The following is a 12,645-nucleotide window of genomic DNA, read 5'->3' as shown; positions in this document are numbered from 1 at the left end:
TAACTGTCAGCTGAGGTTGGAGCAGCTGACAGTCGCTTGGGCTGTGATAGACTGACAGCCGAATCAATACTTGCCACGGAGGCACTCATGAAAGGTCCTGGTTTTTTGTCATCTCTTGTTCTGGGCGGCATATTGCTCAGCAGCCCTTTGGCGTTGGCCGATGACAGCGCTCGCCGGGCTCAGGTGGAGCAGTTACTGCTGGAAATGCAGATGGACTCCATGATGGACACGGCTTATACCCAGATGGAAATGATGATTTTGGGCATGCAACAACAGTTCAATATCAAGGAGAGTGAAAAGCCTTTATTTGAAGAGTTTGCCCGCAAGAGTACGCAGATCTTCAAGCAGGAGCTGGGCTGGGACAAGCTGAAGCAGCCGTTGACCGATATTTATGTCAAGCATTACAGCGACAAGGAAATTGCCGATATGCTGGCGTTTTATGCCAGTGATACTGGGCGCTCCATGGTCGCCAAGATGCCGGCCGTGATGCAGGAATCCATGATGGTGACTCAATCACTGAGCCAGGGGCTGCTGCCTAAGATGGAGCAGCTGCAGCAGGAGTTTGCCACCAAGCTTCAGGCCCACAGAGAGGCCAATCCAGGCGAATAATTTGACTGGCAGCCAGCATAAAAAACGGGAGTCTATGACTCCCGTTTTTGTGGCGGTAAAGGCGTGATTACAGCTCGCGGCGGTAGGGAATACCGCGCTGGGCGCCATGACGGGTCACGGCTATGGAGGCGGCCTTATTGGCAAAATCCACCGCTTGTTCCATGGCCAGTCCCTCACTTAAGGCCACCATCAGGGCACCGTTGAAGGTGTCTCCAGCGGCCACAGTATCAAGTACCTTGACCGGGTAGCTAGGCACCAGGCCCTCAAACTCTGGGTGACGCACATAGGCGCCGCGGCTGCCGAGGGTGATCACCACGGCGCCAACCCCTTTGGCTTGCAGAGCGGCTGCGGCTTTGGCTGCGCCGGCTTCATCTTCCACCTTGATACCGGTAAGGGCTTCTGCCTCAGTTTCGTTGGGAGTGATGATATCCACCAAGGCCAGCACATCGTCAGCCAGCGTGCTGGCGGGGGCCGGGTTGAGAATTGTCACTGTGTCTTGTTGCTTGGCCAGTTGCAGCGCGGCTTTGACCGATTCCAACGGCGTTTCCAGCTGTGCCAGCAGGTAACTGGCGTCTTCGAACAGCTCTTGATGACAGTGAACATCGGCTGGCTCCAGGCTGGCGTTGGCGCCGGCGGCCACCCCAATACAGTTTTCACCGCCATCGCCGATGAAAATCATTGCGCTGCCGGTTGCCATTTCCGGCACTTTCTTCAAGCCCTGAGGATGAATGCCATCGTCCAACCAACTCTTGATCATGGTATCGGCAATGGCGTCGTCCCCAAGATGGCAGATAAAGTCCACTCGGGTGCCAGGTTGCACCAGTCTGGCGACGGCAACTGCCTGATTGGCGCCTTTGCCACCGTGTTCCAAACGGTAGCTGCGGCTCATCAGTGTTTGCCCTGGCTCGGGCAAGTGACTGAATTCCATCACATGATCGGCATTGGCACTACCGATTATCACTAGTCTACTCATGTATTAATCCTGATAGGCGTAGAGGCTTTCAACCAGCAGATCCACAAAGCCTTCACGATCCAGATGCATCAGCACCTTGGCGTTGGCGGGCTTGCCTGTTAAGTGATAGCGGTCGACAACCGTCATCCCTACAGTCAGCTCGCTCTGGGTTTCGATGGCAACATGGCAGTCCAAGCCGATGAACAACTCAGGCTTGAGCAGCCAGGCTATGGTGCAGGGGTCATGCAGCGGCGCGCCATCAAAGCCCCACTTGGGATCCTTGTGGTAGATAACAAAGAATTCCAGCAGATCGGCAACACACTTGGCAACCTTGTTGGGAATCGCGCGGAAACGGGCTACATCCTCTTCCATGATCTGCGCCTCATGGGTCACGTCCAGACCGGCCATGACGATGGGGATCCCTGACTTGAACACCATGTCGGCCGCTTCAGGATCAACAAAAATGTTGAATTCGGCGGCAGGGGTCCAGTTACCGACACCGGCGGCGCCACCCATCAGCACTATCTGCTCAATACGGGACTTGAGTTCGGGATAGGCGCTCAGGAAAATAGCGATATTGGTCAAGGGGCCCGTGGGCACCAGAGTCACCGGCTGGCTGCTTTGGCGGATTTTCTCTGCCATCAGTTCCCAGGCCATCATCGGCTGAGGTTCAAAGGCGGGATCCGGCAGTTCTGGGCCATCGAGCCCGGATTCACCGTGAACACTGTCGGCAATGATCAGCTCCCTTGCCAATGGCTTGGGGGCGCCGCTGGCCACAGGAATATCGGTTCTGCCCAGCAGAGTAAGCACTCGCATGGCGTTGTTGAGTGTTTTTTCCTGGGTTTGGTTACCGGCGCTGGTGGTCACGGCCAGCAGATCCAGCTCAGGGTTGGCCAGGGCCAGGATCAAGGCGATGGCATCATCATGGCCGGGATCGCAGTCGAGAATGATAGGGCGTTTCATGCTGTTACTCCTTTAGCAATTTGCCCGAGCATAGCATGACTCTTTGGCGCGCGCAGAACCGGATGGCAAACTGTGAAGTGTTCCTCAACTGATTGCTGAAATCTGCTACAATCCGCGGCCTTAAAGGATTGAATCAAAGGGGACCCGGTGGGAAAGATACGGGCAATCTGGGAAGATCTGATAATTATCGGCCTTTTTGCGCTTGCCAGCGGGCTGTTCTCGGCTCTAGGGCTCTATTTTGTTAAAGAGAGTGTCCAATCCTGGTATGAAGTGAATATCCTGCTCGAACGAGGCGTCGAGACCCAAGGTTATATTGCCCGGCGTGAGCAACACTATGTGTCCCCTGGGCGCTGGGGTTTTGGCCGTTATGAGTGGGATTGCCAGGTGCATTATCAGTTGCCAAACGGCAGCGAGTATCAGATCTGGGATCCCCCAGGCCTGCTTTGCGATTCGAGAAGCGTCGGTGAAGCCGTGATCCTTTGGCATTTGCCTGAGGAGCCCGGCATAGTGCGCACCGATATCCAGTACTATCGAGAACAGCAAAATACCTGGCTCGAGCTGTGGGGGATTCTAATCGCGCTATTGCCGCTGGCCATTGGCGGAAAGTTTGTGGGTAAAACGGTCCAGTGTTTGCGCTTTCTTCGGGCTCGGGAGCGGTTGTCGCCAATAGTTGAGCAGTTACTGGAGGCCGATAACCCCGCCGAGTTACTGGCATTGCTTGAAGCCAACCGGGCCAGCCCGGCCAGTAGCTATTTGGGACGGCAGACCCTTGGCTATATCGCCGCCAGGCCTGAATGGCAGGTGCGTTTTCTTGCCTGGTTTGTCCCTGTGTGCCTCAAGTGGGAGCCGCCAAGTAAAGGCGAGGGCGTCTCTGGCCTCGAACTTTCACTGCAATTGGCGCTCGGCCGCCGCTACCCTGAGTTTACCCTGGCACTGCTCGATGGCATTCGTAGCCTGTTTACTGAGCATGAACTGGCGAAGATGGTCTTCTCCCAGCATCTGACCAAGCTGCAACGCAAACCCTGGAGTGCTGAAATTCAAAAGCAATTCAACGCCTTGTTGCTGGAGCGGCAAATGCCTTTGGGTAGCAAAGGATTTGTCCACACCGAATTGAGCCGCTTGGTTTGCCTGGAATGGCTTTTTAACAACCTGGAATCGCTGCCCGATGTTTGGTTCAGCGCTGCTGCAGCCTTGCTCAAGGCGCTCGCAGCGCAGCCGCCATTGAATCCTTTGAGCCGTAAACAGCGTAAAAAACAAGCGCTGCATTGGCGCTATATTCTTGGCAGCCTGGCATCCAAGTTTAACTCAGGGACAATCGGTCGAAAGCGTCAGACACAGCTGGCACAGATTGAAACCGATATCCAGGTGCTGGCCGCCAGCCGTGGTTTTACGCTGAGCAGATAAGATGAAAAAGCGCCGGCTGGCTGTTCATGGCTATTTATGGCTATGAATATGGCGATATTTGTAAACCAATGACGACTGACAGGGTGAGATATCTCTGATTTTGTGGCGGATGGAAGGTAAATCTCTTTTCTGTCACTTTGCAGTTCATTCAGGTATGTTAAAATTGTTCGCTGTTTCAGGGAGTAAGAAACTCTGATGAAACTTTGGTCGCCTTAAGCCATTCAATAATTGGCGCGGCGTTATCGGATCTTGGATCTGTTATTGGGAGAAAACATGGAACATTTCATCGGAGCCATCAAAAAATACGCCGACTTTACCGGTCGGGCCCGTCGGACAGAATACTGGATGTTCACTCTGTTCTATATCATTTTCAGCTTGGTTGTCAGTGCTATTGACTATGCGCTGGGTACCACAGTGCTGGGGCTGATTTATTCTTTGGGCCTATTGTTGCCCTCTATTGCAGTTGCCGCGCGTCGTCTGCACGACACTGACCGCAGTGGTTGGTGGCAGTTGTTGGCATTTATCCCTATCATAGGTTGGATAGTGTTGCTGGTCTTCTACTGCCAGGACAGCGAAGTGGGTGACAACCGCTTTGGCAGTAACCCCAAAGAGCTGGGTTAAGATAATGGAAAGGGAGCCTCGGCTCCCTTTTTGTTTTTAGGGTAAATCTGCGGCGGTCAGTCGTCGTCAAAATTAGACATTCATCCATATAGACGTCTATAATGCCCGCTCTCGGCTAGGCCGGGAATGACAGCACAGTATTTCAGTCAACCTCTCGTGGTGCCCCGGAATGAAAGACCGGGGATAATCGGGAAGCCGGTGAGAATCCGGCACTGCCCCCGCAACGGTAAATGGTGAGAGACAGGCGCGCCCAAGTGGCGTCATAAAAGCCGGGTCTTGCGCGGTCAACCGCATAGCCAAAGTCCGGAGACCGGCCCTGGAGGTATTTCGATGATTTCGGTGGGCAGATCTCGAAATGCGGCAGCCAAGGGGCTCTCCCTGCCGTGGCACTCTTGCCCCGTTTCCCTTTCAGGAGTCAAAGGAAAATGGGTTTCAAACTAAATCATCTCGCGCTGCTCTGCGGTGCATTTACCTCAGTTCCCGTCATGGCGAGTGCTACAACCCAGGCCGTGGATGAACAGCTGGTGGTCATTGGCCGTCAGGATGACACGCCGCTCAATATTGCCGCCAATGTGGTGGTCATAGATGCCGCCGATATTCAGCAAAGCGGTGCCAGTAATCTGAGCGAGTTGCTGCGTGGCCGCAGTGGCATTCAAATATCGGACAATAACTCAGGGCCTGTGCTGGCGATGCGCGGTTTCTCTTCCAGCCAAGCGGTGAATAACACCCTGATACTGATAGATGGTCGCCGACTCAACAATATCGATATTGCCGCCCCCAGCCTGAGTGCCATTGCGGTCAATCAGATTGAAAGGGTAGAGATCCTTTCCGGCAGCGCCGGGGTGCTCTATGGTGATCAGGCAGTCGGCGGAGTGATCAATATTATCACCAAGGCGCCCAGTGCCAGCGGTGGCAACCTGACCCTCTCAGGTGGCAGTTTTGACACCTACGAAGGCCGTGGGGATCTGTCCGGCGCCATCAATGACAACTGGCGTTACTATTTGGCTGCTGCTTACAACGAGAGCGACAACTACCGTAGAAACAATGCCAACGAAACCGGTTCTGTGCTGGGGCGTCTGCAATATGATTCAGAGTTGACCAACTTCTTTGTCGAAGGCAGTTACTACGATAACAAGCGCCAGACTCCAGGCTCACTGACCCTGGCTCAGTTTGAAGCCGACCCACGCCAGGCGACATCGACGCCGGGTGATTACAACCATGAGATGACTTCTGCCTGGCGTGCTCATCTCCAGCGCCAGGTGCACGCCAACTGGGCCCTGGCTGCGGACCTCAACTACAGCGATACTCTGGTGTCCAGTGTCAGCTATGGTAGCCCAGGTCGTAACGAGCGCTCGCTGTTGGAATTCAATCCCAAGGCGCTGGGGCGTTATCAGACCCGCAACGGTGAGCTGAGCATAGTCATAGGCGCCGATATTCAACGGGGTGAAACCGAGTTCGATCTCAGTTATATGCAGCGCAGCAATACCCAAACCATGACCAGCACCTATCTACAGGCCAATGTGCCGCTGACCAACAGCCTGAGCTATGTGGTGGGCGGGCGCTATGCCAAGGTCAAGGATGAACTCAAGGACGGTCAGATTTACCCCAATGGCATAGATTTGGATGAAGACGCTCACGCGCTCGAGTTGGGGCTCAACTATCGGCCGCTGGAAGGCCACAGATTCTATCTTCGCGGTGATGAGAGTTTCCGTTTCGCCAAGGTCGATGAGCAAGCTTATACGCCGCCAACAGTCGTCGGCCTCAAGCCGCAGACCGGCCGTTCCATTGAAGCCGGCTGGGATTGGACCTTGAGCAACCAGAGCCTGCGTCTGAACCTGTACCGACTGTCGCTGGAAGATGAAATTGTCTTTGACCCCAGTGCTGATATGCCTATCGGCGGTGCTTTCCCCGGCGCCAACGTCAACGCCGATGCTTCCCGCCGTTATGGCGCCAGCCTCGACTGGGACTGGCAGCTCAATGAAATGCTGCAGTTGGGACTTGAGTACAACTATATCGATGCCGAATTTACTGAAGGCGCCAACAAAGGCAAATCTCTCTCCTGGGTGGCCGAGCATTCCGGGCGTATCTACACCAGTGTGGACTTTGGTCAGCACTGGCAGCTGTTTGTCGAGGGTCAGTATCTGGGTGACAGATATATGGAGGGTGACAATGGCAACCAGCACGATAAACTGGACAGCTATTGGCTGGGGAATATCGCCCTCAACTACAGCCGAGATGCCTGGCTTGCCAGCCTGAGGGTCGACAACCTGTTTGACAAGCAATACGCCAGCTCAGGTTATTTCAGTACCTGGGGCGATGGTTATTACTCGGGTAGCGGCCGGGCGCTGAGATTCAGCGTCAGCTATCGCTTCTGATAGCATAGAAAGCCGGGGGTTCCCGGCTTTTTTCTGCCCGTATTTCTATCTGTTTTAGTTGGAAAGTACTCACCGACAAGGAGGCAAGAGTCGAAATATGAAAGCTGATTTTAGATATGGTTTGAGAGGCGTGGCCATAGCCCTGTTGTCGCTGCTTTTGCTGGCTTGCTCCGAGCCCAAGCTGGCATATATCGGCAGCAATGGCAAACTGCTGGCCTTCGGTGACAGCCTGACCCAAGGCGTTGGTGCCAAGGCCGGGCAGGATTATCCCAGCCGTCTGGCCGAGTTGTGCCGTTGTGAGGTGATCAACGCCGGGATTTCCGGTGAGCAATCTGCTGCCGGGCTTGAGCGTTTGCCGGCACTGCTGGATGAAACCAAGCCGGATCTGCTTATTTTGCTCGAAGGCGGTAACGATATTCTCCGCGGTCGTAGCCAGGTGCAATTGGCGCAAAACATTGAGGCCATGTTACTTGAGGCCAAAGCCCGGCAAATTCCGGTAGTGCTGCTGGCTGTGCCGCAAAAGAGCCTGCTGCTGTCCCCCCTGCCTTTGTATGCCGAACTGGCCGACAAGCACGGCGCCATCTTGCTGGAACAGACTCTGTCCGAGCTGCTGCGTTCAAACGAGCTCAAGTCCGATACTGTGCATCTCAATCAACAGGGGTATTCGCGTTTGGCACAAGTCATCTTTACCAGGCTGCAGGAGGCGGGCGCTTTTTGATGCTACTTTTTGATTCTGTTTGGCAAAAACCGGGCTAATTATCGATTCAACTTGACCCTGGTGGGCGTTTTATGGGTAAATTCTCTGCCATAATAAATGGCAATAGTGCCTCCATAATAAATAACAACAGGTTTAAAGAATCACATGACAGATCTTGAGCAGCAGGTTTTTACTCAAGTGCGTGCCATTATTGCCAACGAAGAGCAGGTGATAGGGCGCCGCGGCATCCTGATCCCGCTTAAGAAGGCCATTATTGCTGATGGCGATATTCGCAATGTGATCGATATTGTCGCGACCGATCCCGCTCTGGCAGCTCATCTGCTGTGGCGCAGCAATAACGCGCTCTCTCCTTCCGTTCAGCCAAACCGCAGCCTCAAGGATGCATTGGTGCGTCTGGGACAGGTCAATATCTACCGTTATGCCTTTAGCTTTTATCTCAAAGAGCGGCTCGATGAACTGCCGCAGCCATACCGTAAACTGGTACTTGGCTATTGGCGCCTGACCGAGTCCGTGGCGACCGAGTCTGTGGACAGCTTGCATCAGATGCAAGGGGTGCAGATAGACGCGGATGAAGTGCAGACTCTGGCACTGTTCAGCGTCTTTGGTCAGATTATTGCCCTGACGGCGTTTGCCTATCTCAACGCCGAAGCCGAGCAGTGCTTCCCGCTGGGCATTATCAAGACCCTGATAGAGACCCAGCAGCAGACGCTGACGGTGGAAGCTTTTGAATCTCTGGGGTTGGATGATGAGCTGCAAAGCGAGTTTATGGTCGCCCATAACCTGAGACAGACCCGGGATCCCAATTCACCCGGACTGGTACTGAGAAGGGTACTGTCCCAGCGCGGTCTGCTGCTGAATCCTCTCTAAATGCTTTGTGACTGCCGCCGACTTTCAGGGACGGTGGCAGCCGCTCAGTCAGTGTCTGTCCTGACGCTGTAATCCCTCTTTGGCAATTAATTCCAGCAGCCTTTGCAGCTGCACTCTATTGCTGCTGTCGCGGCGGTAGGCACCGAACAGCGGCCGTTTCAGGCCTTCTTGCCCCAGTTTCACCGAGGTCAGGCTCAAGCCCTGGGCTTCGGTCAGTGACCAGTTGGGCAAGGCAGCAACCCCTTCTTTACAGGCGATGCGTTGCAGCAACACATTGGTGAGATCACAGCGTTTTTGTGGGCCGGGCACCACTCCGGCCGGCTCGAGGAAGTGACGGAAAATATCCAGCCTTTCCAGCGGTACCGGATAACTGATAATAGGTTCCCTGGCCAGTTGTTGCGGCAAAATATAGCTGTTGCCTGCCAGAGGGTGATCTTTGGCCATCACCAGTCTCACTTCAAAATCAAACAGATGCTGATAGGCAAGGGCATGACCGGGCACAGGATCTGAGGTCAGCACTATATCCAGCTCACCGGTTTCCAGCGCATTGAGAGAGTCGAACAGATGGCGGCTGGAGAGATCCAGATTGGCATCCGGATAAGACTGATGAAAGGCTTCCATCACAGGCATCAGCCAGCGAAAACAGCTGTGACACTCAATACCCACCTTCAAGGGACCGCTGCTTCCAGATAGACCGCGTTTGAGCACAAATTCGGTTTCCTGTACCCGGGGCAGTATCTCTTCCGCCAGGGTCAGCAGGCGACTGCCCTCAAGCGTGAAAGTCAGAGGTTTGCTTTTGCGAACAAATACCTGGGAGTTAATCCGGGTCTCCAACTCTTTAATCTGGTGCGACAGCGCCGACTGGGTGACAAAACGTTTCTTCGCCGCGCCGGCCAGACTGCCACTTTCTTTCAGTGCTATCAGAGTACGAAGGTGTCTCAGTTCTATCATTTCCTCTCCACATGAATGCCGCTCATGTTGCCCTTGAATTCAATTCGGTTGCCTGTGCTGAGACTAGCACAATAAACTTCTAGACGTCCAGACGCCCGGTTTGATTTGTTGTGTTTCGGCGTCGCCAGTCACTTGCTGCACAGTTTATAAAGGATGGTATACATTATGCAATTAAATAGTCTTGGCTTTCCCCGTATCGGACGTCGACGTGAACTCAAGTTTGCTTTGGAGAAATATTGGCGCGGTGAGTCCAGCGTGGCCGAATTAGAGAGTGTTGCCAGGGAGCTTAGGCGTACCCACTGGCAGTGGCAGGCCGACGCCGGGGTGGCGCAGTTGCCGGTCGGTGACTTTGCTTACTATGATCAGGTGCTGACCCTGAGTGCGACTCTGGGGGTCATCCCCGAGCGTCACCGTGACGGCGGCGCTGTCAATCTCGATACCCTGTTCCGGATTGCCCGTGGCCGAGCGCCCAGCGGCAAGCATGCGCCGGCGTCTGAAATGACCAAGTACTTCAACACCAACTATCATTATCTGGTGCCTGAGCTCAGCGAAGATCAACGCTTCGATATCGCCTGGGAACAGTTGTTTGAAGAGGTGACCGAGGCTCAGGCGCTGGGTCACACTGCCAAGCCGGTACTCTTGGGGCCGGTCACTTTCCTGTATCTGTCCAAGACAGTGGGCTCAGAGTTTGACCGTTTGACACTGCTGCCGGCGCTGCTGGAATGTTATCAAGCCATTCTGGCCCGATTTGCCGCCCAGGGTGTTGAATGGGTGCAATTGGATGAACCTGCGCTGGCACTTGAGCTGGATGACAACTGGCAGCAGGCCTTCAATCAGGCCTACGGCGTGCTCAAGTCGGCGCCGCTCAAGCTGTTGCTGGCAACCTATTACGGCACTGTAGCCCACCATCAAAGTCTGTTGTCGGCACTGCCGGTGGCGGGTATTCACCTGGATCTGGTCACTGCGCCCGAGCAGTTGCAGGCCTCTGTCGATGCACTGGCGCCAGAGCAGGTATTGTCGGTTGGGGTGATCAACGGCCGTAACGTCTGGGCCGCCGATCTGGATCTTGTGGCCGAGCAGTTGGCGCCACTGGCGCGTGATCTGGGAGACAGGCTCTGGCTCGCCACTTCCTGCTCCCTGTTGCATACCCCGGTGGATCTCGAGGTGGAGACCGCACTGGCGCCCGAGCTTAAAAGTCTGCTGGCTTTTGCCAGGCAAAAACTCACCGAGTTGCAGGAGCTCAAGGCGCTTTTGGAGGCGCCTGAGACTGAAAATGCCAAAGCCGTGGTCGCCCGTTGCCGGAGTCGGCGCGCGGCCAGGGCGCAGGGGCGTAATCAACAGCTCAGTGCCAGAATCGATGCCCTGAGCGCAACCGATTACAACCGAAACCATGAGTTTGAGGTGCGCAGACAAGCCCAGCAGGCCAGGTTCAAGCTGCCTTTGTTGCCGACGACTACCATAGGTTCATTCCCGCAGACGGCAGCCATTCGTAACCTGCGTAGCCGCTGGCGCAAGGGTGAGTTGGACGATGCAGTGTACACAGAGCAGCTGCAACAGGTGACCCGGGATACCATAGAACGTCAGCTCAAGCTGGGGATAGATGTGTTGGTACACGGTGAAGCCGAGCGCAACGACATGGTGGAATACTTTGGTGAACAGCTAGATGGCGTTGGTTTTACCAAACAGGGCTGGGTGCAGAGCTATGGTTCCCGCTGTGTCAAGCCGCCGCTGATCTACGCCGATGTGACCCGTCCCAAGGCGATGACAGTCGACTGGGCCGAATATGCCCAGAGTCTCACCGACAGACCGGTGAAAGGCATGCTGACCGGGCCTGTGACCATATTGCATTGGTCCTTTGCCCGCGAGGATATCAGCCGCGAGCAGATAGCGACTCAGTTGGCCCTGGCGATACGTGATGAAGTGGTGGCATTGGAGCGGGCGGGTATAGGTATTATTCAGATTGATGAGCCGGCTTTTCGGGAAGGCTTGCCGCTCAAATGCAGCGATTGGGCCCATTATCTCGATTGGGCGGTGGCCGCCTTTAAGCTCAGCGCCGCCGGTGTCAGAGACGAGACCCAAATTCATACCCATATGTGCTACAGCGAATTCAACGACACTATTGCGGCAATTGCCGCCATGGATGCCGATGTGATCACCATAGAAACATCGCGCTCACGGATGGAGTTGTTGAATGCCTTCGAAGACTTTGACTATCCCAATGAAATCGGCCCCGGGGTTTATGATATTCACTCCCCCAATATTCCAACAGTGGAAGCCATGGTAAGCCTGATTGAAAAGGCGGCGCAGAAAATTCCTGTGCGCCAGCTCTGGGTCAACCCGGATTGCGGCTTGAAGACCCGTAACTGGGAAGAAGTCGAACCGGCTTTGAAGAACATGGTTGATGCCACCAGGGAGTTGCGACGTCGACTCGGGTGATAAAATTCTGTGGTTAATAACAGTCAGGGGCGCACTGCGCCCCTGATGTTGATTGACTCCAACGCGGGAAAGGTTCAGCCCATGCTCATGCCCAGCGCTATCAGGCCAACCGTACCCAGAATGATCAAGCCTGAAAAAGTGGTGCCCAAAATGGCGAAGATTTTCTGGCGGTCTTTTTGTACCAGGCCGCCAATGCCCAATCCCAAAGACACCAGGCAGACCAGCATCATAAAGATGATCATCAGGCCCACAAGAATGGCTTCCATCGAATTTTCATCCAGGCCGCCCGGTGTTGTCGCCTCCAGGGCTCCTGCAACAATAAAAGTGATAAACAGGGCTATCCCACTAAATATGCTGGTGGCAAACGAGGCGATCCCCAGACCTGAATGTTTTAATTGCATAGCAATCCCTTGATTTCTTCCTATGGTTATCCAACTGAGAAATATACAGAAACCAAGGGAAATATGCCATCGACCATTTCTGTCTATACTCAGGTCACGAACCTGTGCTGGACACAGATAACTATCAGGAGAAGCCTTATGAGCCATGTGTACAAGATAATAGAACTGACAGGTTCATCCCCCATCAGCTCGGACGAAGCGGTCAAGAATGCCATCGCGGCGGCCAGTCAGTCGCTGCATAATTTGCGTTGGTTTGAGGTGATAGATACCCGCGGACATCTGGAGGCCGGTGTTATTGCTCATTGGCAGGTCACCATCAAGGTGGGTTTTACCCTGGATTAGGCCTGA

12 protein-coding genes and 1 riboswitch are annotated in these 12,645 nt (G+C 54.5%); of the genes, 8 read left to right on the top strand and 4 right to left on the bottom strand.

The genetic code is table 11. The features are described from left to right. Window positions 1-87: 87 nt before the first annotated feature. The gene (locus N512_RS0115355; protein ID WP_051472831.1) at window positions 88-609 is read left to right on the top strand and encodes a DUF2059 domain-containing protein; all 522 of its coding nucleotides are present in this window, start codon (window positions 88-90) and stop codon (window positions 607-609) included. Window positions 610-676: 67 nt separating this feature from the next. On the opposite strand, the gene rbsK is transcribed toward N512_RS0115355, so the two are convergent. Further along, window positions 677-1,582, bottom strand: a complete 906-nt coding sequence (gene rbsK, locus N512_RS0115350; RefSeq protein ID WP_028780899.1) for a ribokinase — start codon at window positions 1,580-1,582, stop codon at window positions 677-679. Between the two features lie 3 nt (window positions 1,583-1,585). Beyond that, a complete protein-coding gene (gene rihA, locus N512_RS0115345) occupies window positions 1,586-2,524 on the bottom strand; it encodes a pyrimidine-specific ribonucleoside hydrolase RihA (RefSeq protein WP_025009032.1) in 939 nt (312 codons plus the stop codon). A 147-nt stretch (window positions 2,525-2,671) separates the two neighbouring features. Between rihA and N512_RS0115340 the strand changes: the two genes are divergently transcribed. The 5 genes from N512_RS0115340 (at window position 2,672) to N512_RS0115320 (ending at window position 8,509) form a co-directional block, all read left to right on the top strand. Next, entirely contained in the window at window positions 2,672-3,928 is a 1,257-nt protein-coding gene (locus tag N512_RS0115340; protein WP_028780898.1) for a DUF3592 domain-containing protein, read from the top strand. Between the two features lie 273 nt (window positions 3,929-4,201). Beyond that, window positions 4,202-4,549, top strand: a complete 348-nt coding sequence (locus N512_RS0115335; RefSeq protein ID WP_025009034.1) for a DUF805 domain-containing protein — start codon at window positions 4,202-4,204, stop codon at window positions 4,547-4,549. A gap of 140 nt (window positions 4,550-4,689) precedes the next feature. Continuing rightward, window positions 4,690-4,882, top strand: a riboswitch (cobalamin riboswitch). Between the two features lie 92 nt (window positions 4,883-4,974). Continuing rightward, window positions 4,975-6,924, top strand: coding sequence for a TonB-dependent receptor (locus tag N512_RS0115330; RefSeq protein ID WP_028780897.1), 1,950 nt, complete (start codon window positions 4,975-4,977; stop codon window positions 6,922-6,924). Window positions 6,925-7,021: 97 nt separating this feature from the next. Next, entirely contained in the window at window positions 7,022-7,642 is a 621-nt protein-coding gene (locus N512_RS0115325; RefSeq protein WP_037475231.1) for a GDSL-type esterase/lipase family protein, read from the top strand. A gap of 144 nt (window positions 7,643-7,786) precedes the next feature. Beyond that, window positions 7,787-8,509: an HDOD domain-containing protein gene (locus N512_RS0115320; protein WP_025009036.1), complete on the top strand. Its 723-nt coding sequence runs from the start codon at window positions 7,787-7,789 to the stop codon at window positions 8,507-8,509. A 48-nt stretch (window positions 8,510-8,557) separates the two neighbouring features. On the opposite strand, the gene N512_RS0115315 is transcribed toward N512_RS0115320, so the two are convergent. Then, window positions 8,558-9,460, bottom strand: coding sequence for a LysR family transcriptional regulator (locus N512_RS0115315; protein WP_025009037.1), 903 nt, complete (start codon window positions 9,458-9,460; stop codon window positions 8,558-8,560). A gap of 165 nt (window positions 9,461-9,625) precedes the next feature. Between N512_RS0115315 and metE the strand changes: the two genes are divergently transcribed. Then, entirely contained in the window at window positions 9,626-11,896 is a 2,271-nt protein-coding gene (gene metE / locus N512_RS0115310; protein ID WP_028780895.1) for a 5-methyltetrahydropteroyltriglutamate--homocysteine S-methyltransferase, read from the top strand. A gap of 74 nt (window positions 11,897-11,970) precedes the next feature. Here the strand turns inward: metE and N512_RS0115305 are convergent, their stop codons facing one another. Further along, window positions 11,971-12,297 (bottom strand): hypothetical protein, encoded by a 327-nt coding sequence (locus N512_RS0115305; RefSeq protein ID WP_025009039.1) that lies wholly within the window; start codon window positions 12,295-12,297, stop codon window positions 11,971-11,973. A 138-nt stretch (window positions 12,298-12,435) separates the two neighbouring features. Here N512_RS0115305 and N512_RS0115300 point away from each other — a divergent pair, with 138 nt between their 5' ends. Beyond that, complete coding sequence (locus tag N512_RS0115300; protein WP_025009040.1) at window positions 12,436-12,639, top strand: dodecin; 204 nt, start codon at window positions 12,436-12,438, stop codon at window positions 12,637-12,639. The last annotated feature ends 6 nt before the right edge of the window (window positions 12,640-12,645 follow it).

It is taken from the genome of Shewanella sp. 38A_GOM-205m (genome assembly GCF_000518445.1).
In the GTDB taxonomy this organism is placed as follows: domain Bacteria; phylum Pseudomonadota; class Gammaproteobacteria; order Enterobacterales; family Shewanellaceae; genus Shewanella; species Shewanella algae.
The sequence above is the reverse complement of the archived record's forward strand: the minus strand, read 5'-3'. Positions and strand labels throughout refer to the sequence as shown.